The organism is Halodurantibacterium daqingense (assembly GCF_042666235.1).
Lineage (GTDB): Bacteria > Pseudomonadota > Alphaproteobacteria > Rhodobacterales > Rhodobacteraceae > Halodurantibacterium > Halodurantibacterium daqingensis.
On record NZ_JBHTFQ010000004.1, the window covers coordinates 196,019 to 220,382 of the forward strand.

At 67.9% G+C, this 24,364-nt stretch carries 25 protein-coding genes; 7 read left to right on the plus strand and 18 right to left on the minus strand.

The features are described 5' to 3' along the window. Positions 1-15 precede the first annotated feature (15 nt). The 7 genes from ACFQXB_RS08945 to ACFQXB_RS08975 form a co-directional block, all read right to left on the minus strand. Positions 16-846 (minus strand): tellurite resistance TerB family protein, encoded by an 831-nt coding sequence (locus tag ACFQXB_RS08945; RefSeq protein WP_377402377.1) that lies wholly within the window; start codon positions 844-846, stop codon positions 16-18. 78 nt (positions 847-924) lie between these two features. Next, positions 925-2,085 carry a pyrroloquinoline quinone biosynthesis protein PqqE gene (gene pqqE / locus ACFQXB_RS08950; RefSeq protein ID WP_377402380.1) on the minus strand — a complete coding sequence of 387 codons (1,161 nt, stop codon included), beginning with the start codon at positions 2,083-2,085 and terminating at the stop codon, positions 925-927. Continuing rightward, entirely contained in the window at positions 2,082-2,387 is a 306-nt protein-coding gene (pqqD, locus tag ACFQXB_RS08955; RefSeq protein ID WP_377402383.1) for a pyrroloquinoline quinone biosynthesis peptide chaperone PqqD, read from the minus strand. The genes pqqE and pqqD overlap by 4 nt, the downstream gene beginning before the upstream one ends. Then, positions 2,384-3,166 carry a pyrroloquinoline-quinone synthase PqqC gene (pqqC, locus tag ACFQXB_RS08960; RefSeq protein WP_377402386.1) on the minus strand — a complete coding sequence of 261 codons (783 nt, stop codon included), beginning with the start codon at positions 3,164-3,166 and terminating at the stop codon, positions 2,384-2,386. The genes pqqD and pqqC overlap by 4 nt, the downstream gene beginning before the upstream one ends. Continuing rightward, positions 3,156-4,076 carry a pyrroloquinoline quinone biosynthesis protein PqqB gene (gene pqqB, locus ACFQXB_RS08965; RefSeq protein ID WP_377402389.1) on the minus strand — a complete coding sequence of 307 codons (921 nt, stop codon included), beginning with the start codon at positions 4,074-4,076 and terminating at the stop codon, positions 3,156-3,158. Before pqqB ends, pqqC begins: the two co-directional genes overlap by 11 nt. A gap of 30 nt (positions 4,077-4,106) precedes the next feature. After that, positions 4,107-4,187: a pyrroloquinoline quinone precursor peptide PqqA gene (gene pqqA / locus ACFQXB_RS08970; protein WP_377402874.1), complete on the minus strand. Its 81-nt coding sequence runs from the start codon at positions 4,185-4,187 to the stop codon at positions 4,107-4,109. Positions 4,188-4,312: 125 nt separating this feature from the next. Further along, a complete protein-coding gene (locus ACFQXB_RS08975) occupies positions 4,313-5,341 on the minus strand; it encodes a LysR family transcriptional regulator (RefSeq protein WP_377402392.1) in 1,029 nt (342 codons plus the stop codon). Between the two features lie 141 nt (positions 5,342-5,482). Here ACFQXB_RS08975 and ACFQXB_RS08980 point away from each other — a divergent pair, with 141 nt between their 5' ends. From ACFQXB_RS08980 to ACFQXB_RS08990, 3 genes are read left to right on the plus strand one after another with little or no spacing between them, the layout of a single operon-like run. After that, positions 5,483-6,505, plus strand: a complete 1,023-nt coding sequence (locus ACFQXB_RS08980) for a sugar-binding transcriptional regulator (RefSeq protein WP_377402395.1) — start codon at positions 5,483-5,485, stop codon at positions 6,503-6,505. Beyond that, positions 6,495-7,493 (plus strand): deoxyribose-phosphate aldolase, encoded by a 999-nt coding sequence (deoC, locus tag ACFQXB_RS08985; protein WP_377402398.1) that lies wholly within the window; start codon positions 6,495-6,497, stop codon positions 7,491-7,493. Before ACFQXB_RS08980 ends, deoC begins: the two co-directional genes overlap by 11 nt. A gap of 10 nt (positions 7,494-7,503) precedes the next feature. Then, positions 7,504-9,864, plus strand: coding sequence for an aldehyde dehydrogenase family protein (locus ACFQXB_RS08990; RefSeq protein ID WP_377402400.1), 2,361 nt, complete (start codon positions 7,504-7,506; stop codon positions 9,862-9,864). A gap of 15 nt (positions 9,865-9,879) precedes the next feature. Here ACFQXB_RS08990 and ACFQXB_RS08995 read toward each other — a convergent pair whose 3' ends face one another. From ACFQXB_RS08995 to ACFQXB_RS09045, 11 genes are all read right to left on the minus strand, one after another. Then, positions 9,880-10,701, minus strand: coding sequence for a glycoside hydrolase family 25 protein (locus tag ACFQXB_RS08995; RefSeq protein ID WP_377402876.1), 822 nt, complete (start codon positions 10,699-10,701; stop codon positions 9,880-9,882). A 68-nt stretch (positions 10,702-10,769) separates the two neighbouring features. Continuing rightward, positions 10,770-11,414 (minus strand): rhomboid family intramembrane serine protease, encoded by a 645-nt coding sequence (locus tag ACFQXB_RS09000; protein ID WP_377402403.1) that lies wholly within the window; start codon positions 11,412-11,414, stop codon positions 10,770-10,772. 3 nt (positions 11,415-11,417) lie between these two features. Continuing rightward, entirely contained in the window at positions 11,418-12,092 is a 675-nt protein-coding gene (locus ACFQXB_RS09005; protein ID WP_377402406.1) for an SDR family oxidoreductase, read from the minus strand. Between the two features lie 99 nt (positions 12,093-12,191). Continuing rightward, on the minus strand, positions 12,192-12,968 hold the full coding sequence (locus tag ACFQXB_RS09010; RefSeq protein WP_377402409.1) for a COG3904 family protein: 777 nt from the start codon (positions 12,966-12,968) through the stop codon (positions 12,192-12,194). Further along, positions 12,965-14,353, minus strand: coding sequence for a hypothetical protein (locus ACFQXB_RS09015; RefSeq protein ID WP_377402412.1), 1,389 nt, complete (start codon positions 14,351-14,353; stop codon positions 12,965-12,967). Before ACFQXB_RS09015 ends, ACFQXB_RS09010 begins: the two co-directional genes overlap by 4 nt. 57 nt (positions 14,354-14,410) lie before the next feature. Continuing rightward, a complete protein-coding gene (locus ACFQXB_RS09020; RefSeq protein WP_377402415.1) occupies positions 14,411-16,462 on the minus strand; it encodes a 3-hydroxyacyl-CoA dehydrogenase NAD-binding domain-containing protein in 2,052 nt (683 codons plus the stop codon). A gap of 3 nt (positions 16,463-16,465) precedes the next feature. After that, on the minus strand, positions 16,466-17,167 hold the full coding sequence (locus ACFQXB_RS09025; RefSeq protein WP_377402418.1) for an ABC transporter ATP-binding protein: 702 nt from the start codon (positions 17,165-17,167) through the stop codon (positions 16,466-16,468). After that, positions 17,154-17,960, minus strand: coding sequence for an ABC transporter ATP-binding protein (locus ACFQXB_RS09030; RefSeq protein ID WP_377402421.1), 807 nt, complete (start codon positions 17,958-17,960; stop codon positions 17,154-17,156). Before ACFQXB_RS09030 ends, ACFQXB_RS09025 begins: the two co-directional genes overlap by 14 nt. Next, entirely contained in the window at positions 17,957-18,913 is a 957-nt protein-coding gene (locus tag ACFQXB_RS09035) for a branched-chain amino acid ABC transporter permease (RefSeq protein ID WP_377402424.1), read from the minus strand. Before ACFQXB_RS09035 ends, ACFQXB_RS09030 begins: the two co-directional genes overlap by 4 nt. A 2-nt stretch (positions 18,914-18,915) precedes the next feature. Further along, positions 18,916-19,788, minus strand: coding sequence for a branched-chain amino acid ABC transporter permease (locus ACFQXB_RS09040; RefSeq protein WP_377402427.1), 873 nt, complete (start codon positions 19,786-19,788; stop codon positions 18,916-18,918). Between the two features lie 60 nt (positions 19,789-19,848). After that, entirely contained in the window at positions 19,849-20,997 is a 1,149-nt protein-coding gene (locus ACFQXB_RS09045; protein WP_377402430.1) for an ABC transporter substrate-binding protein, read from the minus strand. A gap of 134 nt (positions 20,998-21,131) precedes the next feature. Between ACFQXB_RS09045 and paaG the strand changes: the two genes are divergently transcribed. The 4 genes from paaG (at position 21,132) to ACFQXB_RS09065 (ending at position 24,358) form a co-directional block, all read left to right on the plus strand. Then, the gene (paaG, locus tag ACFQXB_RS09050; RefSeq protein WP_377402433.1) at positions 21,132-21,920 is read left to right on the plus strand and encodes a 2-(1,2-epoxy-1,2-dihydrophenyl)acetyl-CoA isomerase PaaG; all 789 of its coding nucleotides are present in this window, start codon (positions 21,132-21,134) and stop codon (positions 21,918-21,920) included. A gap of 2 nt (positions 21,921-21,922) precedes the next feature. Further along, entirely contained in the window at positions 21,923-22,348 is a 426-nt protein-coding gene (gene paaI / locus ACFQXB_RS09055; protein ID WP_377402436.1) for a hydroxyphenylacetyl-CoA thioesterase PaaI, read from the plus strand. A 26-nt stretch (positions 22,349-22,374) separates the two neighbouring features. After that, on the plus strand, positions 22,375-23,679 hold the full coding sequence (gene paaK / locus ACFQXB_RS09060; RefSeq protein ID WP_377402439.1) for a phenylacetate--CoA ligase PaaK: 1,305 nt from the start codon (positions 22,375-22,377) through the stop codon (positions 23,677-23,679). A gap of 82 nt (positions 23,680-23,761) precedes the next feature. Then, entirely contained in the window at positions 23,762-24,358 is a 597-nt protein-coding gene (locus ACFQXB_RS09065) for a TetR/AcrR family transcriptional regulator (RefSeq protein ID WP_377402442.1), read from the plus strand. The last annotated feature ends 6 nt before the right edge of the window (positions 24,359-24,364 follow it).

Consider the following 24,364-nt stretch of genomic DNA (forward strand, 5'->3'; position numbering starts at 1 on the left):
CGGCGCCGCGCCGGGTCAGAGCCGCGGCGCCCCCACCATCCGGTGCAAGCGGTCCACTACCGCGGGTTCGAGCCGCAGCGCCGTGCCGAGGCGACGGAAGTAGCTGCGCTCGGCGTCCGTGTCGGCCGCAACCGTCAGCAGCGCCGCAAGATAGATCTCGGTCGCAAGTTCGGGATGGCTTACCTGCCGCCCCAGCGTCTCGAGATCAACGGGTGTGCGCAGCTGCTCTTCCAGCTCGGCGCGTTCTGCCTCCGACACTTCGCCCTCGGTCAGATGCGACAGAAGGCGCTTCGTCTCGGCCTCGTCGACATGGCCGTCAGCCTGTGCTGCCCCGATCATGGCGCGCAGCACCAGACGCTCCGCCTCGGGGCCGGTCAGCACCGCCTCCTGTTCCACGCTGGGCCCGGCAAGCTCGTTTCCGCCCGTGGCGCCCTGGTGTTCGCGCCAGGCACGCAGCGCCAGCGTTCCCAGGACGGCCATCGCCCCGCCGCGCACGGCACCGCCCAACCCGCCGCCAAGCACCCCGCCAGCCGCCGCCCCGATGCCGCCGATCTGCGCGCCGCTCATGCCCCCCAGCTGTTCCGAGCGCAGAAAGGCCCGCGCCCGTTCGGCCAGCGAGCCCGCGCTGCCCGGCGATCCGGACATGGCGCCGCCGCCAGGCGTCGCGTTCGTCCCGCCGCCGCCCGCAAGGGCTGCAAGGAGTCCGTCGAGGCCACCGCGCCCGGATTCCGCCGTGCCAGTCGTTCCCGCCCCCGTTCCAGTTCCCGTCGCAGCCCCGGTGGCCGGATGCTGGGGTGCGCCCATCCGCTGTTTCAGAAAACCCTCGACCAGCTGTCCGATGCTCATGTTCATCTCTCCCACGCGGCGGCCATGTGCCGCCTTTGCAGAAACGTCATGCGCCATGCGCCGGTTCCCGCGGGGCGGTCAGGCTTCGACCGTTCCGCCGGAAAAATTCCGGTAAAGGAACCGGGGCGGTTCCTGCGCGGATTCGGCCAGCGCAAGTCGGAACAGATCCTCGTGGCGCGGCGACAGGGCGCAGGCGGGATCGGTGTTCGCCGCGTCCCCCGTCAGCGCGAAGGCCTGACAACGACAACCGCCGAAATCCGCCTCCTTGTGGGCGCAGCTGCGGCAGGGCTCCTTCATCCAGCCGGTGCCGCGATAACGGTTGAGCGCCTCGGAATGGTGCCAGATCCACGCCAGTGGACGGTCGCGCACCGAGTCGAATTCAAGCCCGGTGATCGTTTCCGCCGCATGGCAGGGCAGAACCTTGCCCGAGGGCGAGATATTGAAGAACTGCCGTCCCCAGCCGCCCATGCATTGTTTGGGGCGCAGCGCGTAGTAATCGGGGATGACATAGTCGATCTCGAGCACACCCTGCAGCCGCGCGCGGGCCTCCTCGACGATGCGCGTGGTTTCTTCCAGCTGTTCAAGGGTCGGCATCAGGGCCTGACGGTTGCGCAGCGCCCAGCCGTAATACTGCACATTGGCAACCTCGATCCGGTCGGCATCGAGGGCGACGGCCATGTCGATCATCGCGCGCAGCTCATGCAGGTTCTGGCGATGCATCACGGCATTGACCGTCAGCGGCAGATCAAGCGCACGCACCCAACCCGCGACCTCGATCTTGCGGGCATGGCCGTTGCGAAAGCCGCCGACCCGGTCGGCCAGGGGCGCGGTGGCAGCCTGAAAGCTGATCTGGACATGGCAAAGGCCGGCATCGGCAAGCGCGTGCAGCCGGTCGCGGCTCAGCATCACCGCCGAGGTGATCAGGTTGGAATAAAGCCCCACCTCGGTCGCGTGGCGCACCAGCGCGGCCAGATCCTTGCGCACCGCAGGTTCACCGCCGGAAAAGTGGATCTGCAGCACGCCCATCTCGGCCAGTTCCGTCATGACGCGCTGCCATTCCGCCGTGTCAAGTTCACGCCCCGCAGCTTCAAGGTCCAGCGGGTTGGAGCAGTAGGGGCATTGCAGCGGGCAGCGGTGGGTCAGTTCCGCCAGAACCGCAAGGGGAATGCCGTAGCTGCCCTCTGCCCGCTCGCCGGCGCCCGCGCCGACCAGCCGGAAATCGTCTTCCGGGGCGCTCATGCCGGGGGTCCTGCCATGGGACGCAGGAAGCCCTTGTCGGCCAGGCCCTGCAACAGGTCGATGACATCGCGCCGGATCACGCCTTCGTCGGCGGTATATTTCTCGGACAGGGTGGCCGCGATTGCCTCGATGCTGCGATCTCCGTCACAAAGCTGCAGGATCTCGGTGCAGGTTTCATCCGGCACCATCACCCGTTCGGGCACCAGCAGCACCCATCTGCCGCGCACGGAATCAAAGCGCAGCCGGGCATGACGGGCAAGCGTCACCCGGTCCGCGGGGGCAAGGCGGGGCCGCGCGCTCATGCCGTGCCCCCGTCCTGACCGGGGCGGAAGGCGCCGGGCGGCACATGGCCCGTCACATAGGCATGATGAAGCGCGTCAAGCTGCACCCAAAGCACGTTGGTCTTGAAGATCAGCGCCTGACAGACCGCCTCGCGCTGTTCCGGGGTGCGGGCATTGCTGCGCACATAGGCCAGCGCAAAGCCTGCGTCGCGCGGCGCCTGTGTCAGCCGGGTGCTGAAATAGCGCATCACCTCGGGGTTGACGAAATCGTAATGGCGCAGCATCCCCGCAATCCGCTGTTCATGGATCGCGGGCGCGAACAGTTCCGTGAGCGAGGACGCCACCGCGTCAAGCGGGGAACGACGCCCGACGAAATCGACATAGGCATCGACGGCAAAGCGGGTGGCCGGCAGGATGCCCGCCGCCGAAACGACATAGTCGCGGTCCAGTCCCAGAGCATCGGTCAGCGCGAGCCAACGATCGATACCGCCCTCCTCGCCGGCCGAGCCATCGTGATCCTCGATCCGGTGACGCCATTCGCGCCGGGTCTCCCGGTCCTGCAGGCGCGACAGGACCACCGCATCCTTCAGCGGGATCATGCTTTGATAATAGAACCTGTTCAGGGCCCAGGCCTGAACCTGTCCGCGGTTCAGCGCGCCGCTGTGCAACAGGTGGTGAAAGGGATGGCGGTCGTGATACCGGGCGGCGCCGATTTCGCGCAGGCGCGCCTCGAGCGCATCGGCGCTGTCCAGGGCGCGCGCAGGCGACAGCGCCGGCGGGGGAACCAGATCAAGCGTCATGGCGAAACTCCGTTCCAGGGGTGGCGATGGTCCAGCCCGCGGCATCGGCCGCGTGGCGTTCGGGCGTGTCGGGCATCAGGGCGGGGTTCGAATTGTTGATATGGATGAAGACCTTGCGCGCGATGCCCAGCCCGGACAGGGCTGCAATGGCCCCCTCCGGCCCCGACATGCTGACATGGCCCATGCGTGCGCCGGTCTTCTGCGACAGCCCGGCGCGGATCATCTCGTCATCCGACCAGAGCGTGCCGTCCATAAGGACCAGATCCGCCCCTGCCAGACGGTCGGCAAGCGGAGGGGTGATCGCCCCGCAGCCTGGGATCACAAAGGCGCCCTTGCCGCCCCGGGCGGGTTGCAGAAAAAGGCCCATGGTGTCGCCTTCGCCCGGACGGGCCGTGCCCTCCAGATACCAGGCCGGCTTGCCCGGCACGGCAAAGGCCAGCACCTGCAGCCCCGACGGCCGGCCATCGGGCAGGCGCGGCTCGAACGGCTGGTCGGGGAGGATCGGCACCCGGGGCACCAGCGCCCGGTCAAGCACATTGAAGATGCTGTTGGCCTCCAGCGTGGCCAGCACATCGGCATGGGCATGCAGGGCAAAGGGCGTGCCCTCGCGCAGCGACAGAAGGCCCGCCACGGCATCAACCTCGCCATTGGTCAGGATCACCCCGGCCAGGGGCGCATCCCGCAGCCGCCCCTGCCGCGGATGAAGCGCCGGCGTGTCGATCAGCTGCTGGCGCAGGTCCGGGGCAGCATTGATGAGAAACCAGTGTTCGCCATCAACCGAAGCGGCAAGCCCGGTCTGGCCGTTGCGCAGCGCCGGATCGGCACGGGCGGCGCGGCAGTTCGTGCAGTTGCAGTTCCATTGCGGCAGGCCGCCGCCTGCTGCGGATCCGAGAACGATGATGTGAAGCATGGCGCCCCGCAAACGCAGCAGGCTTTGGGATCACTTGCGCTTGGCGCAGGCGTACATGTTGATTTCCATGCCCACGGGCGTTTCATCAAACTTCGGGGTCTTCCAGGCCATCGCGGTCTCCTCCTCACGTGATGGGTGTCTTCCCGGTTGTGCCGGGGGCCTTTGCAGTGCGCGGGCCAGTTCTGATACTAGGCAGGCCGGCCACCGACGCCAGCTATGCGGCAGATAGGCTGGGCCTATGGCGCCGGCGGCGCGACCGAGAACAGCGCCGGCAGAGGCGCAATCGGGGGCAGCACAACCTGCGAAGCCGCCGCGCGCAGCCCGTCCAGCAGGCTGTCATAGCGCCCGGTCCGGTGCAGGGCCGGCTGGATCAGCGCCACGATCCGCCGGGCGGCCAGCCCGCTGTGATAGAACCGCAGCCGCGCGGCCGCCTGCCCCGCCGCGACCACCGACAAGGCCGGAACCACGCAGATCCCAAGCCCTTCGCGCACCATCGACAGCGCCGTCTCGAAGCTGCGGACCTGCGCGACCACGCGGTTGCGCGGCAATGTCTCCAGATACCAGTCGGCGATCCGATGGGTGTGCTGCGTGCCGAAGGAGATCCGGATCGAGGCATCCAGTACCGCCTGGCGCCGCGCCACCAGCCCCGGCTCGGTCGAGGTCAGATCGCCCAGATCCAGCCAGTCCGGCACCACAAGCACCATCGGATCCTCGGTCAGCGGGATCTGCAGGAAGCCGGTGCAGGCATCGGCGATCGAATTGGCCGCCAGAAGCCCGATATCAACCCGCCGCGCATAAAGAAGCTCCAGAATATCCGCCGGCGCCCCTTCCAGCAGATCGCAGTCAAGCCGCCGGGGATCGCTTTCCATCCGCGCCAGCGCAACCGGCAGAAGCGTCCGCAGCAGCGACTCCACCCCTGCCAGCCGCAGGGGATGGCGTTGCTGCGCGCAGAAGGCGGCAAGCCCGTCCTCGAGATCCTGCATGCTGCGCAGGATCTCTTCGCAGCGGCGCAGCAGGAACCGGCCGGCATTGGTCAGCACCATCTGGTTCGACCGGCGCTCGAACAGGGGCTGGCCGATGGATTTCTCGAGGCCGGTGATCTGCTGCGACAGCGAGGGCTGCGCAATGCCCAGCATCTTGGCCGCAGCGGTGAGCGAGGGCGCATTGGCCACTGCCCAGAAGGCGCGCAGCTTGCGCAATGTCAGATCCGCGCCCGGACCGGGGCCATCCTCGGGGGGAACAAGGGACAGCCGCTCCTGGGTCATGATCTTCCTCCTCGCTGGCAGACATGCGGCAAGTCTGCCAGCAAAGCGCCGTGCCGTCTCTCAGCCAAAGGCACGAGGGGCGGATTGGCGCTTGTTCCGCCGGGCGGTGCAGGATATCACATATGTGATGAAAGATCACGAATGTATATTTCGCCTGCCGCAGATCGCGGGACGCCGCCGGTGAAGGCCCCGGCGAACCGGCTGCCGCTGGATGCCGCCCGCGATCAGCTGATGATCCGCGTGGCGCGGATGGCCTATCAGCAGGACCGGAGCCATACCGAGATCGCGGCCGAGACCGGGCTCAACCGCTGGCAGGTGAGCCGGCTTTTGCAGGAGGCGCGCGACCAGGGCATCGTGCGGATCGAGATCATTCCCCATGTCGCGCGCAAGCCCGATGTCGAAAGCGCACTTTTGCGCCGCTTCGGCCTGCGCGATGCGGTGGTGGTGCCCACTTCGCCCGGCAGCGACGACAGCGCGGCCCTTGCCCATGCCGCCGGGCAGTATCTTGCCGCCCTGCACCCGAGGCCGGGGCTTCTGGGCCTGTCCTGGGGCCGCACGATGGACCGCGTGGCGCAGTGGCTGCCCGATGGTTGGTCCGAGGATGTGTGCATCGTGCAGATCAACGGCACCGTGGCGCCCCTGCCCCATCTCGCATCCGGCGGGGCCCTGACCGATGTCGCCGGAACCTTTGCCCGCAAGGGCAATGGCCGCATGGTGCCGCTGCCGGTGCCCGCGATCGTGGGTGCGGCCGCGACCCGTGCCGTGCTTGAACAGGACCGGATCGTTGCCGATGTGCTGGCGCTGGCTCGGGCGGCGCCGGTTCTGGTGTTTTCGGCGGGCGTGGCGGGACCGGATTCGGCCTTGCTGCGCTCTGGCAACGTGCTTGGCCCCGAAATGGACCAGTTGGTGGCCCAAGGCGCGGTGGGCGATGTGCTGGGCCATTTCATCGACCGTCACGGCCAGCCGGTGATGGCCGAGCTGGAGGCCCGCACGATCGGGCTGACGCTTGATGATCTGCGCCGCGCCGCCTGCACCATCCTTGTGGCCACCGGCACCGCCAAGCGCGACGTCACGCTGGGCGCGCTGCGGGCCGGGCTGATCCGCACGCTTGTCGCCGACGAACCCCTTGCAACCCAGCTTCTGGAGCATGCCGATGACCCATGACGCCGCGCCCGCACCGCCCGCTCCTGCGCCGCCCCCCAACCACGCGCGCAATCCCGGCACCGGGCTCCGCCCCGAGATGTTCGAAGGCCATCCCGTCAACCGCAGCGCGGCCGAGCGCCGGGCCGCGGCGCTGTTGCAAACCCGCAGCGTCAAGAAGGCGTGGCAGGCGGCCTGGCTTGTGAATGCGATCCGCTGCATCGACCTGACCACCCTTGCCGGGGATGATACCGAAGGGCGGGTGCTGCGGCTTTGCGCCAAGGCCCGCCGCCCCCTTGCCCCGCATATCCTCGCGGGGCTGGGGCTTGAGGGTGCGGATCTGCACGTGGGCGCCGTCTGCGTCTATCCGACGATGGTGCCCCATGCCGTGCGCGCGCTGGCCGGCAGCGGCATTCCGGTGGCCTCGGTCGCGACCGGCTTTCCCGCCGGCCTGATGCCGCTGCCGCTGCGCCTGGCCGAGATCCGCTGGGCGGTGGATCAGGGCGCCGCCGAGATCGACATCGTCATCACCCGCGAACATGTGCTGCGCGCGAATTGGGCCGCATTGCATGACGAGGTGGCCGCCATGCGCGAGGCCTGTGGTCCGGCCCATCTCAAGGCGATCCTCGCCACGGGCGATCTTCAGACCCTGCGCAATGTCTATGCGGCCTCAATGGTGGCAATGCAGGCGGGAGCCGATTTCATCAAGACCTCGACCGGGAAGGAACCGGTGAACGCGACCCTGCCGGTCAGCCTCGTGATGCTGCGGGCGTTGCGCGACTACCGCGATGCAACGGGCCACCGCGTGGGCTTCAAGCCTGCGGGCGGGATGAAAAGCGCCAAGGACGCGCTGAGTTGGCAGATCCTGATGAAAGAGGAACTGGGCCGCGACTGGCTGTCACCGGATCTGTTCCGGCTGGGCGCCTCGTCGATGCTGGGGGATATCGAGCGCCAGCTCGAACACCATGTCACCGGACGCTATGCCGCGTCGTTGCGCCATGCACCGGCGTGAGGGGGAAAAGATGAGCACGATCAAGGAAATCCTGGCCACCATGGATTACGGTCCCGCCCCGGAGGACAGCACCATCCCCCGCGACTGGCTTGCGCGCCACGAGGCAGGCTTTGGCCATTTCATCGACGGTGCCTTCACCCCGCCTGCCGACTGTTTCGACGTCATCAATCCGGCCACCGGCGCGCGGCTGGCGCGCGCCAGCCAGGGCAGCGAGGCGGATGTGGCCCATGCGGTGCACGCGGCGCGAAGGGCCTTGCCGAAATGGGCCGCACTTACGGGCCATGACCGGGCGCGGCATCTTTATGCGCTGGCCCGCCACTTGCAGCAGCATGCCCGGTTTCTGGCCGTGCTCGAAACGCTCAACAACGGCAAGCCGATCCGCGAAAGCCGTGACAGCGACCTGCCGCTGGTGATCCGGCATTTCTATCATCATGCCGGTTGGGCGGCAGTGCTGCAGGACGAGTTTCCGGGCCTTCAGCCGCAGGGCGTCTGCGGACAGGTGATCCCGTGGAACTTCCCGCTGCTGATGCTGGCCTGGAAGGTCGCGCCCGCGCTCGCCGCAGGCAACACCGTGGTGCTGAAACCCGCCGAATACACGCCCCTCACCGCGCTGGCCTTTGCCGAAATCGCGCGCGAAGCGGGCCTGCCGCCGGGGGTGCTGAACATTGTGACCGGCGACGGGCGCACCGGGGAAGCGCTTGTCGCAGCCCAGGGCGTGGACAAGCTGGCCTTCACCGGCTCGACCGATGTCGGCCGGGCGATCCGCCGGGCAAGCGCGGGCAGTGGCAAGGCGCTGACGCTGGAACTGGGCGGCAAATCGCCCTTCATCGTCTGCGCCGATGCCGATCTTGATGCCGCCGTCGAGGGGGTGGTGGAGTCGGTCTGGTTCAACCAGGGCGAGGTCTGCTGCGCCGGGGCGCGCATCCTCGTGGCCGAGGCGGTGGAGCAACGCTTTGCCACTCTCCTGCGCCGCCGGATCGCAACCCTGCGCACCGGCGATCCCCTGGACAAATGCACCGATATCGGCGCCATCGTGCACCCGCGCCAGTTGGAGCGCATCCGCCGCATCGTGGACCAGGGCGTGGCCGAGGGCGCGCTTCTGCATCAGGGCACGGCGCCCGACGGCTGTTTCTATCCCCCGACCCTTGCCACCAACGTGGCCCCCGCCTCGGTTCTGGCCACCGAGGAAATCTTCGGCCCGGTCGTCACCCTCACGCCCTTCCGGACACCGGCCGATGCGGTCGCGCTGGCGAATGCGACGCGCTATGGCCTTGCCGCCTCGATCTGGACCGAGAATGTGAACCTGGCGCTGGATCTGGCCAACCGGGTTCGGGCCGGTGTGGTCTGGATCAATTCCGCCAATGTGCTGGATGCGGCCGCGGCCTTTGGCGGCTGTCGCGAAAGCGGATTTGGCCGCGAGGGCGGGCGCGCCGGGATGACGGCCTATCTTGCCGCGCCGCTGCCGCGCCCGAAACGCCCTGAAACCGCCGCCACGGCCCCGGTTGCCCTGCCTGCGGGCGGGCCGGCGGGTGCGGCGCTGGACCGGACAGCCAAGCTTTACATCGGTGGCCGGCAGGTGCGGCCCGACAGCGGCTATTCCTACCAGATCGACGGGCCGCGCCGCCCGGTGGGCCTGGCCGCGCTTGGCAACCGCAAGGACATCCGCAACGCCGTCGAGGCCGCGCACAAGGCCGCCGGCTGGTCTGCGCAATCGGCCCATAACCGGGCGCAGGTGCTGTTCTACATCGCCGAGAACCTGTCCGCCCGCGCCCCCGAGTTCGAGGAGCGGCTGCAGGGCCTTGGCCTGTCCCGCAGCGCCGCCCGCGCCGAAGTTGAGACCTCATTGCGGCGGATCTTCTGGTATGCCGGGCAGTGCGACAAGTTCGACGGAGCGCTGCAACAGGCCCGTGCGGGGCACATGACGCTGGCGATCAACGAACCGCTGGGCGTTCTGGGCATCGCCTGCCCGACGGCGCATCCGCTGCTGGGGTTCGTTTCGCTGGTGATGCCGGCCATCGCGCTTGGCAACCGGGTGGTGGCCCTGCCCGCGCAAGGCCAGCCGCTTGCGGCGACCGATTTCTACCAGATCCTTGATACCTCGGATCTGCCGGGCGGGGTGGTGAACATTGTCACCGGCGATCGCGATCAGCTTGTGCAGACCCTGGCCGACCACGACGATGTGGATGCGGTCTGGTATTTCGGAACCGACGACGGCGTGCGCATGGTCGAGGAGCGGTCCTGCGGGAACCTCAAGCAGACCTGGTGCGAAAACGGCGCCGCGCGCGACTGGGCCGGCCCCGAAGGACAGGGCCGCGCCTTTCTGCAACGCGCTACCCAGGTCAAGACGGTATGGATCCCCTACGGAGAGTAGGTGCGCCGCGCCGGCCTATTGCCGGCGCGCCGTCAGCCATTGCGCCCAGGCGCCGGGCTGGCCATGAAAGACGTTGATATCCACCGGCCCCCGTACCCCCGGCACCAGCCCCGTGCCGGTATATTGCCAGAACACCCAGCGTTGCCCCGGATAGACGGTGCCGGGATGATCGGCGACCGACCGCAGCCAGAACTCGACCCCGGCCAGGCTGCCGATCCCGGTGTCGCGGTAGAAATCGACGGTGGTGTAGATGATCGGGCGCTGGCCATAGTGGCGGCCGACGATATCGAGGAACTGCGCCGCCTCGGCCCGGATATGCGCGCCGCCGGGCCGATGCGGGCAGTTGCGCGACCGGGTCCATTCCATGTCCAGCACCGGTGGCAGCGCGCCCCGTTCGCGCGGCACATTGGCAATGAACCAGCGGGCGTTCTCCTCGGCGGTGCGGCAGAAGTAATAGAAGTGATAGGCGCCCCGCGGAATACCGGCCGCACCCGCCTCGCGCCAGTGCTGGCTGAACATCGGGTCCATGTGATCGCCGCCCTCCGTCGCCTTGATGAAGGCAAAGGACACCCCTGCCGCCTGCACGGCCCGCCAGTTCACATCGGATTGCCAGCGTGACACGTCGATGCCGTGGATCGGGTATTGCGTGGGCCGGCGGCCGGGCCAGTCGACCGGCTGCGCATCCCCGAACAGTGGTGCGGTAAAGGTTACGGGCGCACCGGGCCGCGGGATGTTGCGCCCGCAGGCCGCCAGCACCAGCGCCAGCGCGATCAGCAGCACTGCCAGTTCCAGCCGGCCGCGCCCCGCCACAGCCCCCTGCCCGTTCCCCAGCCGCATCGTCATGTCCCTCCGTGTCGTTCTCGTTTGCGTTTTTGTTTTCGGTGTCGTTCAGGCGGCGGTGCCGATCACACCGGGCGCTGCCGCGCCTGCACAAGGCGCGTGACCAGCGGCCCCAGCGCCGCGCCGGCCAGAAAGCCGCCCAGATGTGCCTCCCAGGCCAGGGCGCCCTGCAGCATCACCGCGATCACCACATTGGCGAGGATCAGCCCGAGGCAGGTGCCCAGGACCGGGCGCAACGACATCCGCCGCGCCAGCCGCAGCCGTGCCTCGCCATATTGCCACAGCCCGATAAAGCCGAACACCGCCCCCGAAGCGCCGATCATCGGCGCCTCTCCGTCCGACAGAAGCGCAAAGCCCGCACCGCCCCCGATGGCCGAGATCAGGAACACCAGCATCAGCGCGACCGTTCCCGCCTGTTCGGTCACCGCCTTGCCAAGGGCCAGCAGCACGACGGCGTTCATCGCCAGATGCAGAAAACCGCCATGCAGGAAGGCATGGGTCACGAACATCGCCGCCGTCTGTCCCGGATAGGCGCCGATCAGCGTGCCCTCCAGCAGTTGCGGCCAGAAGGCGCCATAGATCAGCGCGGTCATGCGCAGGTCCTGCCCCAGCACGCCGCTGTCGGACAGCCAGAGCGCGAATTCGATCGCCGCCATCACCCCGACAAGCCCCCAGAGCGCCGGCGGCACACCCTCGTCCCGATGCGCCATGGCTCAGTTCGTCGGCATGATGTGGATCTCGCGCAGTTCGGCGCGCGGGTCCTGGGTCAGGGCAAAGACCACGGCGCGTGCAACATCCTCGGGCTGAAGCTTGTCGGGTTTTGCCTCGTCGAAGAAGGGCGTATCGACCATTCCCGGCGAAATGACCGTGCAGCGTCCACCCCAGCGGCGCATTTCCTCGGACATGTTGCCACCATAGCCGTGCACGAACCACTTGGTCGCGCCATAGATCGAGCCGGGAATATGCACGCGCCCCGCCGCCGATCCGGTCAGCAGAAGATGGCCCCGCGTCTTGCGCAATTCGGGCAGCGCGACGCGCGCGGTGTAAAGCAGCGCAAGGATGTTGAGATCGATCATCCCGCGCCAGTCATCCGGGACGCCCGCCTCGGTGCCAGGGGTGACCAAGCCGCGGCCCGCATTGGCGAAGGCTGCGTCCAGCCGGCCAAAGGCGGCAACCGCGTGCGCCACGGCCTCTTGCTGCTGCGCAAGGTCGGTGGCATCGCCCGGCAGGGCCAGCGCCTGCGGCCCAAGTTCCTGCGCCAGCGCGTGCAGCCGGTCGGCGCTGCGCGCCATCATCGCCACGTTCCAGCCGGCGGCGACAGCAGCCCGGGCCGTGGCGGCGCCAATCCCCGACGAAGCGCCGGTCAGGAACAGGGTGCGGGGGGTCATCAGCGGTCCTTTCATCTTCGGCGACACAGCGGGCGGAAGCCCTGCTGCACTTATGACATGGGCCGGGAAAGGCAATGCCCGTCCGGCCTGAAGCCCGGCTCAGCCACCGCTCGTTCCCGCCGGCACGCCCGGCGGCGGGGTGACAAGGCGATAGGTGGCCAACTCCTCGGGAAGCAGGATGTAGATTTCGTCGGGCGGGGTCAGAAGCGCGTGGCGCATCAGCCGGAGATCAATGCCCATCTCCTCGAGATAGCCCATCACCTCGCCCTGCCCACGCTGGATATCCTCGACGGCCAGGAAGGCCGGAAGCAGCGTGTTTTCCCCGAAATAGTGCTGATGCACCCCGATCATCGCCCCCTCCGCCGCCGCGCGGCTGGTGCCTGCCGCCAGCACATAGGGGCAGGCCGACAGGCAGATGTCGCCCGCCGCCACCGCGGTTGCCAATCCCCGCGCGCGCAGGATCTGCCCGATCTCCAGCGCATCGGCGACCGAGCCGCCCGGACTCGCAAGCCAGAGCGTCGTCGGCGGCGCCTCAAGCCCCTCCAGATGCGCAAGAAACCGTTCCGCATCGCCCGGCGCGATCTGCCCGCGCAGGCGCAACCCGTCCTCGGCGGGTTCAAAGGCCAGCCGTCGCGGCATGTCGGCGGCACCCGGGGCGCGAAACGGACTGGGCGGCGCGCGGTCGGGGCGATAGCGGCGGGTCTGATCGCCCGGGCGCACCGGCTGATCCAGCGCCGGGGCGCGCTCGGCCCAGGGCCAGCGCGGCCCGCCCGGGCCCAGCAGATCGCCCGACAGCAGCAGCGCCCCGATGGCGATCTGCGCCAGAAGCATCAGCCGGATGCCCTGCGCCGCGCCGATCCGGAAGGCCCCGCTCATCGCAGGGCGCCGGGTTTCAGCGGTTCCACGCGCGCGATGGGGCGTTCATCGGGCGCGGTCGCGCGTTCATCGGCCAGGTTCGGGGGCTCAGCGGGCGGCGTGTCGGGCACGGCATCCGGACGGGGCGCGGTGGGCGCGCCTTCGGCCTGCGGCGGGTTTTCCGGCGGGATCACCTGTTCCAGCTCTCGCCAGGCGCCAAGGGCCACGCGCAATTCGGCCACCGTCATGCTGTCCTCGATCCGGGTGTCGCCCCGTGCGTGGCGGATCGCCGATTGCGTGACCGCGAGGATGAACACCAGAACCCCCGGCAGAAGGTCGATCGCGATGGCCCCCGCCCAGCTGGGGCCGAAGTTGCGGGCATAGCGGATCACCGCATCGGCGGTCGAGATCGGCGTATAGACGGTTTCGGGCGGGCTTTGCAGGGCCAGAACCTCTTGCGCGGCCTGCGAGAGCGTCGCGGCGCGCTGCCCCAGCACCGTCATGACCGAGGTGATCGTCGCCGCCTGATCGTTCCTGGCATCGGCGCTGCGCCCGTCGAGTTCCGGCAACACCACCGAGGCGGACAGATCCTGCGCGGCCCGCGACACCAGCGGCGCCACCGACAACTGGCGCAGCCGCGCGATGATCCCCGCAAGGCGCACCGCCTCTTCGGAAAACTCGACCGAGCGCGCCTCGACCGGGCCGGGCTCGACCGTCAGCGCGCGCATCCGCGACAGGATCTGGTTGCCCTCGGCAAAACCTGCCTCGACCAGGGGCGCCTGGGCCGCGATCTGGGTTTCCAGCGCCGCAAGCTCGGTCGCCTTCTGGCGCAGCACCCGGAACACCGCGCCGCGCCCGGCAAGGCCCGAAAGATCGCCGCTGGCTTCCTGTTCCGAAAGATCCTCGAAGCTTTGCCGCACGCGCGCCACATCCTGTTCCAGCGCCAGCGCGGCAAGGGCGATGGCATTGGTCTGTTCAAGGCTGGCCTGATAATCCTGAACAGTGCGCGCGAGATGCTGTTCCACTGCCGCCGCCCCCGCAAGCGCCGCGGCGTTCAGCCAGGACGACATCGCGATGATGGCAAGCGATCCAAGCCCCATCGACAGCAAAAGCCCGACCCGCGCCGCCGCGGTCCGCACCGCCGGAAGCAACCGCAGCAGAAAGGACCAGAAGACGAAGATCGCCACCGAAACGGCAATGGAATAGGCCATCGCCGCCAGGGTCGACCAGCCGCCGGTATCCACCAGCAGCGACGAGACGCCCAGATAGGTATAGATGCCCGAGGCCACCGCCAGCACCCCGAGCGCCGGCCCGGTGATGGTATCAAGCCAGGCAAGATGGCCCTCAAGCTCCTTGGCGTTCTTCAGCCCCCTGGCGGCGACAAGCCGGTCGCGCGTTTCCTGCATGGCGATCCCTTTTGCGATGACCGGCAAGATATGGCGCCGGTTCGGGACCAAGGCAAATCAACTGTCTGTCGGCGCCTCATCCGCCGCCATCGCGCGCAGGGCCGCGCCCGGGGGCGGCGCAAGGCCCCGATCCGCCAGGGCCGCAAGCCGGGCCAGAACCGCGCGCCAGCCCTGCCGTTCGGCCATGTGCAGCGGCCCGCCGCGCCAACGCGGAAAGCCATAGCCATGCACCTGCACCAGATCCACATCGGCCGGACGCAGCGCGATGCCTTCCTGCAGGATCGTCACGCCTTCGTCGATCATCGGCAGCAGGATGGCCTCCACGATTTCCGCGTCCGTCAGCGCCTGCCGAGGCGCGCCCGCGATGTCGCGCAGAAGCGCCTCTACCTGGGGCGAGGATCTGGGCCGTCGATCGCCTGCGGCATAGTCATACCAGCCGCCGCCGGTCTTCTGCCCCAGCCGGTTCAGCGCACAAAGCCGATCGGCCACCGGGGCAAAGGGCGTTTCGCCGCGCGCGCGGGCGGCCTGACGCTGAAAGGCGGCGATGTCGAGCCCGCCGAGATCCTGCGCCTCGAAGGGGCCCATCGGCAGGCCGAAGCCGCGCATCGCCGCATCCACCTGCGCCGGGCTTGCCCCGGCCAGCAGCAGCCGTTCCGCCTGGGCGCGGGTGGTCTTGAGCATCCGGTTGCCGATGAAACCGTCGCAGATGCCCGCGCGCACCGGGATCTTGCCCAGCCTTTGCGCAAGGGCAAAGCCGGTGGCCAGAACATCGGGCGCGGTATCGCGGCCGGGCACGATTTCCAGCAGCTTCATCACATGGGCCGGGCTGAAGAAATGCAGGCCCAGAAACCGCCCGGGGCCGGGCAGGCCGGCGGCAATCGCTTCGGGGTCCAGATAGGAGGTATTGGTCGCAAGCACGGCATCGCCGCGACAATGGCGGGCCAGTTCGGCAAAGACCGCGCGCTTGACCTCCAGATCCTCGAACACCGCCTCGATCACCAGATCGGCATCGGCCAGGGCCGCATAATCGGTGCTGGCGGTGACGCCGGCCAGACGTTCGGCCAGCGCCGCCTCGGTCATCCGTCCGCGCTTGACCGCGCCCTGATAGATTGCACGAAGATTGGCCAGGCCCCGCGCCGCTGCCGCATCGTCGCGTTCAATCAGCACCACCGGAAGGCCCGCATCACGCAGCGCCGCGGCGATGCCCGCGCCCATGGTGCCGCCGCCCACAACCCCGGCCACCGCGATCGGCCGCGGGGCGATGCCCTTCAGTTCCGCCGGGCGCGGGGCCGCGCGTTCGGCAAAGAATACATGACGCAGCGCCGCCGCCTGATCGGAGGCCCGCAGCTCAAGAAATGCCGTGCGTTCCTGTGCCATGGCCGCCGCGAAGGGCAGGGTTTCGCCCGCGCGCAGCACCGCCAATGCGCGCAGCGGCGCCTCGGCCCCGCGCGCCGATTTGCGCAGATCCGCCTCAAGCGCCGGCCAGAAGGCTGCATCGGCCGGCTGCAACACCCGTTCCGACAACACGGGCGGCAAGGGCTGGGTCAGCACTTTGGTGGCATAGCAGCAGGCCGCCGTGACCAGATCGCCCTCGGCAAGGCTGTCGATCAGACCCAATGCGCGCGCCTTTTCGGCCGGCACCGGCTTGCCGCCGGTGATCATCCGCGCCGCGTCTTCCATGCCGATCAGCCGTGGCAGGCGGGCCGTTCCCCCCGCGCCCGGCAGGACACCCAGCGTCACCTCGGGCAGGCCCAGCTGCGCACCCGGCACCGCCACGCGGAAGCGGCAGCCAAGCGCGAGCTCCAGCCCGCCACCCAGGGCCGTGCCGTGAATCGCGGCAATCCAGGGCTTCGCCGCAGTTTCGATGCGCGCAATCACATCGGGCAGATGCGGCGGTTCCGGCGGGCGGCCGAATTCGCTCACATCCGCGCCGGCGACAAAGGTGCGCCCGGCGCAGCACAGCACCACCGCCCGCACCGCTGTATCGGCATCAAGACTGGCCGCCGCCGACAGCAGATCCTGCCGCAGCGCGCGCGACAGCGCATTGACGGGCGGATTGTCGATGGTGACGATGGCGATATCGCCGGCGCGGGTGACGGAAAGGGTCATGGCTCAGATCCCCAGATAGGCTTCGCGGATACGTTCATCGGCGACAAGTTCCGCCGCAGGCCCGGACATGGTGATGCGCCCGGTTTCCATGACATAGCCGCGATCGGCGATCGACAGGGCGCCAAAGGCATTCTGTTCGACCAGAAGCACGGTGACGCCCAGCCCGCGCATGCCCTTCACCACATCGAAGATCTGCGCGACAAGGATCGGCGCCAGCCCCATCGAGGGTTCGTCCAGCAGCAGGCACGAGGGACGCCCCATCAGCGCCCGCGCAATCGCCAGCATCTGCTGCTGCCCGCCCGAAAGCCCGCCGGCCGACAGGTTGCGCTTCTGCTTCAGGATCGGGAACAGGGCAAAGGCTTCGTCCATGTCCTTCTCAACCCGGTCGTCGGCGAACAGATAGGCGCCCAGCCGCAGGTTGTCTTCGACGCTGAGGTTGGTGAAGATCTGCCGACCCTCGGGCGATTGCGCAAGGCCGCGTGCCACCCGGCGATGCGCGGGCACCGCCGTCAGCGTTTCGCCGCGAAACAGGATCGATCCGCCCGAAACCGGCTGGATCCCCGAGAGGCAGCGCAGCAGTGTCGTCTTGCCCGCCCCGTTCGCGCCCACCACGGTCACGATCTCGCCCGAGCCGACAGTCAGGTCGATCCCGTGCAGGACCTCGATGCGGCCATAGCGCGACCGCAGCCCCTCAACGCTCAGCATCGGCAGCCTCCGTCGCCTGGGTGCCCAGATAGGCCTCGATCACCCGTGGATCACGCGAGACACTGCCTGGATCGCCCTCGGCGATCATTTCCCCGTGGTCCAGCACGACGATGTGGTTCGAGATGCGCATCACCATCTTCATGTCATGTTCGACCAGAAGGATGGCCACGCCTTCGGCGGCGACCTCCGCGATCAGCCGGTCGATCTCTTCCGTCTCGACCGCGTTGCAGCCGGCCGCAGGTTCATCCAGCAGCAGGACGCGCGGGTTCAACGCCAGGGCGCGCGCGATTTCCAGCCGCTTGAGCGCCCCGTATGACAGCGATCCCGCCTCGTGATGTGCAGCGCGGCCAAGGCCGACCCGGTCAAGCAATGCGCGCGCGCTGGCCTCCGAGGCGCGGCTGCGGCGGCGCGATCCCGGCAGGCAGAACAGATCGGCCAGCACATTGCCGCGTTCGTGCAGGTGGTGCCCCGCGACGGCATTGTCGAGCACGGTCATCGTCTGGAAGATCTGCAGGTTCTGGAAGGTGCGCGACAGGCCGCGGCGCGCCAGAAGATGTGGCGCCATGCCCGTGACATCCTCGTCCGCCAGCACCACCCGTCCGCGCCCGGGCAGGTAGATGCCCGAAATCATGTTGAACAGGGTGGTCTTGCCCGCCCCGTTCGGCCCGATGACCGAAACGATTTCCCCCGGCAGCACCGAAAAGCCCACGTCATTGACCGCCCGGAGCCCGCCAAAATCGATGCCCAGCCCCTCGATGCGCAGCAGCGGTGCGCTGTCGTTGCGCGCGCTCATTCGCTTCTCCCCCGGATGCGGCGCAGGATGCTTGGCAACAGCCCCTCGCGCATGAAGATCATCACCAGCATCATGATCAGGCCCAGCATCAGATGTTCGTATTCCTGAAAGACCGTCAGCGCCTGCGGCAGCGCCGTCAGCAGCGTGGCGCCAAGGATCGCGCCCAGGACCGAGCCCGCGCCGCCCAGAACCGTCATCGTCACCATCTCGATCGAGTGCATGTAGCCGGCGACATCAGGCGTCACGAAGCGGTTCATCTGCGCCAGCAGCGACCCCGAGACCGAGGCATAGACCGCCGAGATCACGAAGGCCTGCAGCTTGAGCCGCGCGACATCGACGCCCACGGTGCGCGCCGCAACCTCGGAGCCGTGCAGCGCGCGCAGGGCGCGGCCCGTCGGGCTTTGATGAAGGTTGAGCGCAAGCCAGGCCCCCAGCCCCAGCGCCAGCGCACTGAACACATACCAGAACTCGGCATTGGACAGGTCCAGCCCCAGATCGCGCAGAACCGGCCGCAGCCCAAGATCCGGCACAGCGATCCCGTCGGGGCCGCCGGTGATCTGCGCCTCGTTGGTCAGGATCATTGCGACAAGGATGCCGAAGCCCAGGCTTGCCACGGCCAGATAATAACCCTGCAGCCGCAGGATCGGCCGTCCGACCACCCAGGCCAGCGCGCCCGAGATCGCCGCGCCCAGAAGGATTGCGGCACCGGGATGCAGGCCCAGATGCACCGGCGCCAGTGCGCAGGCATAGGCGCCGATCCCGGCAAAGCCGGCATGGCCAAGGCTGATCTGCCCGGCATAGCCGATCAGGATCACCAGCCCCGTCACCGCGATCCCGTTGACGAAGATCAGCGCGCCGACGCGGTAGTAGAAGGACGAGGGGAAGAAGAACGGCGCGAGGGCGATCAGCAGTGCCAGCACAAGAAGGGTGGTGTATTTCGGAGGCAGCCGCATCGTCACACCCGATCCGTCGATTTGCGACCGAACAGCCCCTGCGGCATGGCGAAAAGCACCGCAATGATGATGATGAAGGCGGCCGCGTCCTTGTATTGCGAACTGATGTAGCCGGCGGTCAGCGCCTCGAGGATGCCCAGCAGAAGCCCGCCCACCAGCGCGCCCATCGGGTTGCCCATGCCGCCCAGCATCGCCGCCGCAAAGCCCTTGAGCGCCAGCGCAATGCCCACGTCATAGCTGGTCAGCGTGATCGGCGTGACCAGAACCCCCGCCAGCGCGCCGATCGCGGCCGACAATGCGAAGCTCAGCGTCATCATGTAGTTGGTGTTGATGCCCACGAGCTGCGCGGCAACCCGGTTGTTGGCCGTGGCCAGCACCGCGCGCCCCGTCAGGGTGCGGGTGAAGAACAGCCACAGCGCAACAAAGACGGCCACCGCGCCGGCCATCACCCACAGGCTTTGCGGCAGGATCGTTGCGCCCATGACCCGCAGCGGCGCATCGCCCGAAAAGGCCGGAAAACGGTGCAGCTGCTTGCCAAAGACGATCTGCGCCACGCCCTTGATGAAGATCGAGGCGCCGATCGTGATGATGATGAGCGAAACCACCGGGGCCCCGCGCGCAGGCTCGATCGCCAGCTTGTTGAGCGCGACCCCCGCCGCCGCCGTGACCAGGATGGCGATCACCGCCGCCAGCGGCAGTGGCAGGCCGGCGCCATAGGCAAAGACCGTCACCATGCCCCCCAGCATGACGAATTCGCCCTGCGCGAAGTTCACCACGTCCGAAGCGTTGTAGATGATCGTGAAACCCAGGGCGACCAGCGCATAGACAGCGCCGACCGTCACCCCGGACAGCAGATATTGCATGAGTTCGGGCATCAGGGACTCCGATGTGCCGCGCGACGGGGGAAATGCCGGGCGCGTCGCCCGGCCGAAGGCTCAGTCCACCAGCGTCCAGGCGCCGTCGCGGACTTCCAGCATGCGGAAGGCATCCAGCGTCAGGCCCAGATGGTCGTCAGCGGACATGGTGACGGTGCCGGTGGTGCCTACCAGGCCCGAGGTCTCTTCGATCGCGTCGCGCACCGCCTGCGGATCGCTGCTGCCGGCGCGCTCCATCGCATCGACAAGGATGCGCAGCGCGTCATGGGCATAGCCGCCAAAGGTCGAGACCGGGGTCGCATGGGCGCCCTCGTAGGCGGCTTTGTAGGCCTCGACCACCGGGCGCTGCGGGTCGTCCTCGGCCAGAAGATCGGCCACCAGAAGCGCGGTGCCGGGCAGGCGCACGCCTTCAGCCGCCTGCGCGCCGGCCAGTTCGATGAATCCGTCCGAGGCAACGCCGTGGCTTTGATACAGCGGCAGGTCGATGGCAAGCTGCGCATAGTTGCGGGTGACGATCGCTGGCCCCTGGCCGAAGCCCGGGTTCAGCACTGCCTCGATCTGCGCATTCGACTTGATGTTGGTCAGCTGCGGCGTCATGTCCGCATCGGCGGGGGCATAGGTTTCATCGGCCAGAACCTCGATCGCATAGTCACCCACGATCTGCAGGCACTGGTTGCGCATCGAGGCGCCAAAGCCGTCCGAGCCCGAGATCATGCCGATCCGGGTGATGCCGCGCGCCTGCATGTCCTCGAAGATCTTGGCGCAGGCCATCCGGTCGGTATGCGGCGTCTTGAAGGTGTAGGGGCGGACGGGGTCGATGATCTCGATCGCGCCGGCCAGCGAGATGAAGGGAATTTCCTCTTCCTCGAACACCGGGATGATCGCCATGGAGGTGCCGGTGGTGGTGCCGCCGATCACCGCCACGACCTCGTCATCCTCGATCAGCCGGGTGGCGAAGGTGCGGGCGCGATTCGGATCGCCGCCGTCGTCATACATGAACAGCCGGATCTCTTCGCCCAGCACCCCGCCATTGGCGTTGATCTCGTCGACCAGCATCTTGAGCGTCTTGCCCTGCGGATCGCCCAGGAACGAGGCGCCGCCCGTTTCCGAAAGCGTCGCGCCGATGCGAATCTCGGCCGAGGCGGCGCCGGCAAGCGCCAGCGCCATGCCCGTCGCAAGGGCGGTGGTCGTGATCAGATTCATTGTCATTGTCTCCTCCCAGAAACCGGTCAGGCGGCGCGTCAGCGCCTTCCTCTTCCTGACGGAAAGATAATTGACTGACCGGTCGGTTTATGCAACAGATTTTTTACGCTGCGTCGCAAACAGCGGGAGGGAGGAAGCGAATGTCCGATACCGTGCTTTCGTCGCTGGAGGCGGGCGTGTTGCGCCTGACGCTGAACCGGCCTGAAAAACTGAACTCTTTCAACGAGGAAATGCATCTTGCGCTGCGGGCCGGGTTCGAACGCGCCCATGCCGATGCGGCGGTGCGCGCGGTTCTGCTGACCGGGGCGGGCCGCGGGTTCTGCGCCGGGCAGGATCTGGGTGACCGCGATCCGCGCAAGGGCGGCCCCGCCCCCGATCTGGGCGCCACGATCGACCGGTTCTACAATCCGCTGGCCGGGCTGATCCGCAGCCTTGAAAAGCCGGTGATCTGCGCGGTGAACGGCGTGGCCGCAGGCGCCGGCGCCAACCTGGCGCTGCTTTGCGACATCACGCTTGCTGCCCGCTCGGCCCGCTTCATCCAGGCGTTTTCGCGAATCGGCCTCGTGCCCGATACCGGCGGCACCTGGAGCTTGCCGCATCTTCTGGGCGAAGCCCGCGCCAAGGCGCTGGCCCTGACCGCCGAACCGCTGGATGCCGAAACCGCCGCCGCCTGGGGGCTGATCTGGCGCGCAGTCGAGGATGCGGCGCTGATGGAAGAGGCAACCGCCCTTGCCACCCGCCTTGCCGCCGGCCCGACCCGCGGTCTGGGCCTGACCAAGCGCGCGATCCAGGCTGCCGCGACCAACAGCCTTGACGACCAGCTGGTGCTGGAACGCGACCTGCAGCGCGAGGCCGGCCGCAGTGCCGATTACGCCGAGGGCGTCACCGCCTTCCTGGAAAAACGCAGCCCGCGGTTCGAGGGGAAATGACCATGACCGATCAGGAACTGGCCGAAGCCTGCGCCAGGGCGATGTGGAACGGCGACAGCACCTCGCAGCGGCTGGGCATGTCGCTGGAGGCGATCGGGCCGGGCAGTGCCACGCTGACCATGACGGTGACCGACCAGATGACCAACGGACATGGCAATTGTCACGGCGGCTATATCTTCACCCTTGCCGACAGCGCCTTTGCCTTTGCCTGCAACACCTACAACCAGCTGACGGTCGCGCAGCACTGCTCGGTCACCTATATCGCGCCGGTTTCGGTCGGCGACCGGCTGACCGCGCAGGCGCGCGAAGTGTCGCGCCGGGGGCGTGGCGGAATCTATGACATCACCATCACCAATCAGGACGGCGCGGCAGTGGCCGAATTCCGCGGCCATTCGCGCACCGTCAAGGGCACCCATCTGCCCGGCTAGGGCCGACATTCGTCTGGGAGGACACCATGGAAGACCTTGCGCCGCGCCCCGGCGATCTTGAACCGATCGAGACCGCCTCGCGCGATGAAATCGCCGCCCTGCAGCTGGAGCGGATGAAGTGGTCGCTGCGCCACGCCTATGACAATTCGCCGTTCTACCGCGCCCGGTTCGAGGCGGCGGGCGTTCATCCCGACGATCTGACCACGCTCGCGGATCTGGCGAAATTCCCCTTCACGACCAAGACAGACCTGCGCGACACCTATCCCTTCGGCATGTTCGCCGTCCCGCGCGAGAAGCTGTGCCGCATCCACGCCTCTTCGGGCACGACCGGCAAGCCCACGGTGGTGGGCTATACCGCGAAGGATATCGACACCTGGGCCGATCTGGTGGCGCGGTCGATCCGCGCCTCGGGCGGGCGGCGCGGCGACATCGTGCATGTGGCCTATGGCTATGGCCTGTTCACCGGTGGCTTGGGCGCCCATTACGGGGCCGAGCGGCTGGGCTGCACGGTTGTGCCGATTTCGGGCGGGATGACCGAACGGCAGGTGACGCTGATGGCGGATTTCAAGCCGCGCATCATCATGGTCACGCCCTCCTACATGCTGTCGATCCTTGACGAATTTCGCCGTCAGGGGATCGATCCGCGCGAAAGCTCGCTGGCCGTGGGCATCTTCGGGGCCGAACCCTGGACCAATGCGATGCGGCAGGAAATCGAGACCGCCTTCGACATGCACGCCGTCGATATCTATGGCCTGTCCGAGGTGATGGGCCCCGGCGTCGCCAATGAATGCGTCGAAAGCAAGGACGGGCTGCACATCTGGGAGGATCACTTCTATCCCGAGATCATCAACCCCGAAACCGGCGAGGTGCTTCCCGACGGCGAGATCGGCGAACTGGTCTTTACCACGCTGACGAAAGAGGGGCTGCCGATCATCCGCTATCGCACCCGCGATCTGACCCGGCTTCTGCCCGGAACCGCACGATCGATGCGCCGGATGGAGAAGATCACCGGCCGGTCGGACGACATGATCATCCTGCGTGGCGTCAATGTGTTCCCGACCCAGATCGAAGAGCAGATCCTCAAATGCCGCGCCCTTGCGCCGCATTTCCAGATCGAGCTGTCGCGCGAGGGACGGATGGACATGATGACTGTCCATGTCGAATGCCTGGAAGGCCCGGCCGAAAGGTGCAGCGGTGCCGGGCGCGAGCTTGCCCATCACATCAAGAGCGTCGTCGGCGTCAGCACCCGGATCAGCATCTGCGATCCCGGCACGCTGGCCCGGTCCGAGGGCAAGGCCAAGCGGGTGATCGACAACCGGCCCCGGGGCTAGGCGCTCTTCAACCCCGGCACGGGCCGGATTATCCTGTGGCCGGACCTGCCCCGGCCCCAGGGCAACATCAGATCGGATGGACATGGCCAGAACACGCGCCACGGACTTTGAGGAAAAACAACGCGGCATCCTGCGCGGCGCCGCCGCCGTCTTTGCCGAGCTCGGCATGGAAAAGGCGTCGATGGCGCAGATCGCGGCGCATTGTGCCGTGTCCAAGGCGCTGCTCTATCACTACTATCCCGGCAAGGATGCGCTGATCTTCGACATCATCCGCACCCATCTGGTCGAGCTTGACTCGGCGGTCGAGGCCGCCGACCGCCCCGATCTGCCCCCGCCCGACCGGCTGCGACTGCTGGTGCGACAGGTGCTGGAAAGCTACCGCGATGCCGATGATTACCACAAGGTCCAGCTCAACGCGACCGCCGCCCTGTCCGAGACGCAGCTGGCCGAGATCCAGGCGCTTGAACGGCGGATCGTGCGCCGCTTTTCCGATGTGATCCGCGAGATCAATCCGGATCTGAGCAAGGGCCGCCCGCTGCTGATGCCGGTGACCATGTCACTGTTCGGCATGATGAACTGGGTCTACATGTGGTTCCGCGACGGCGGCCCGATCAGCCGCGAGGATTATGCCAATGTCGCGACGACGCTGATCCTCGAGGGGATCAAGGCCGTCCGCTAGGCCGCG

Excerpts from the sequence above, each read along its gene's own strand:
- ACFQXB_RS08945 (WP_377402377.1), bottom strand. The coding sequence starts at position 846 with ATGAGCATCGGACAGCTGGTCGAGGGTTTTCTGAAACAGCGGATGGGC.
- pqqE (WP_377402380.1), bottom strand. The coding sequence starts at position 2,085 with ATGAGCGCCCCGGAAGACGATTTCCGGCTGGTCGGCGCGGGCGCCGGC.
- pqqD (WP_377402383.1), bottom strand. The coding sequence starts at position 2,387 with ATGAGCGCGCGGCCCCGCCTTGCCCCCGCGGACCGGGTGACGCTTGCC.
- pqqC (WP_377402386.1), bottom strand. The coding sequence starts at position 3,166 with ATGACGCTTGATCTGGTTCCCCCGCCGGCGCTGTCGCCTGCGCGCGCC.
- pqqB (WP_377402389.1), bottom strand. The coding sequence starts at position 4,076 with ATGCTTCACATCATCGTTCTCGGATCCGCAGCAGGCGGCGGCCTGCCG.
- pqqA (WP_377402874.1), bottom strand. The coding sequence starts at position 4,187 with ATGGCCTGGAAGACCCCGAAGTTTGATGAAACGCCCGTGGGCATGGAA.
- ACFQXB_RS08975 (WP_377402392.1), bottom strand. The coding sequence starts at position 5,341 with ATGACCCAGGAGCGGCTGTCCCTTGTTCCCCCCGAGGATGGCCCCGGT.
- ACFQXB_RS08980 (WP_377402395.1), top strand. The coding sequence starts at position 5,483 with ATGTATATTTCGCCTGCCGCAGATCGCGGGACGCCGCCGGTGAAGGCC.
- deoC (WP_377402398.1), top strand. The coding sequence starts at position 6,495 with ATGACCCATGACGCCGCGCCCGCACCGCCCGCTCCTGCGCCGCCCCCC.
- ACFQXB_RS08990 (WP_377402400.1), top strand. The coding sequence starts at position 7,504 with ATGAGCACGATCAAGGAAATCCTGGCCACCATGGATTACGGTCCCGCC.
- ACFQXB_RS08995 (WP_377402876.1), bottom strand. The coding sequence starts at position 10,701 with ATGCGGCTGGGGAACGGGCAGGGGGCTGTGGCGGGGCGCGGCCGGCTG.
- ACFQXB_RS09000 (WP_377402403.1), bottom strand. The coding sequence starts at position 11,414 with ATGGCGCATCGGGACGAGGGTGTGCCGCCGGCGCTCTGGGGGCTTGTC.
- ACFQXB_RS09005 (WP_377402406.1), bottom strand. The coding sequence starts at position 12,092 with ATGACCCCCCGCACCCTGTTCCTGACCGGCGCTTCGTCGGGGATTGGC.
- ACFQXB_RS09010 (WP_377402409.1), bottom strand. The coding sequence starts at position 12,968 with ATGAGCGGGGCCTTCCGGATCGGCGCGGCGCAGGGCATCCGGCTGATG.
- ACFQXB_RS09015 (WP_377402412.1), bottom strand. The coding sequence starts at position 14,353 with ATGCAGGAAACGCGCGACCGGCTTGTCGCCGCCAGGGGGCTGAAGAAC.
- ACFQXB_RS09020 (WP_377402415.1), bottom strand. The coding sequence starts at position 16,462 with ATGACCCTTTCCGTCACCCGCGCCGGCGATATCGCCATCGTCACCATC.
- ACFQXB_RS09025 (WP_377402418.1), bottom strand. The coding sequence starts at position 17,167 with ATGCTGAGCGTTGAGGGGCTGCGGTCGCGCTATGGCCGCATCGAGGTC.
- ACFQXB_RS09030 (WP_377402421.1), bottom strand. The coding sequence starts at position 17,960 with ATGAGCGCGCGCAACGACAGCGCACCGCTGCTGCGCATCGAGGGGCTG.
- ACFQXB_RS09035 (WP_377402424.1), bottom strand. The coding sequence starts at position 18,913 with ATGCGGCTGCCTCCGAAATACACCACCCTTCTTGTGCTGGCACTGCTG.
- ACFQXB_RS09040 (WP_377402427.1), bottom strand. The coding sequence starts at position 19,788 with ATGCCCGAACTCATGCAATATCTGCTGTCCGGGGTGACGGTCGGCGCT.
- ACFQXB_RS09045 (WP_377402430.1), bottom strand. The coding sequence starts at position 20,997 with ATGACAATGAATCTGATCACGACCACCGCCCTTGCGACGGGCATGGCG.
- paaG (WP_377402433.1), top strand. The coding sequence starts at position 21,132 with ATGTCCGATACCGTGCTTTCGTCGCTGGAGGCGGGCGTGTTGCGCCTG.
- paaI (WP_377402436.1), top strand. The coding sequence starts at position 21,923 with ATGACCGATCAGGAACTGGCCGAAGCCTGCGCCAGGGCGATGTGGAAC.
- paaK (WP_377402439.1), top strand. The coding sequence starts at position 22,375 with ATGGAAGACCTTGCGCCGCGCCCCGGCGATCTTGAACCGATCGAGACC.
- ACFQXB_RS09065 (WP_377402442.1), top strand. The coding sequence starts at position 23,762 with ATGGCCAGAACACGCGCCACGGACTTTGAGGAAAAACAACGCGGCATC.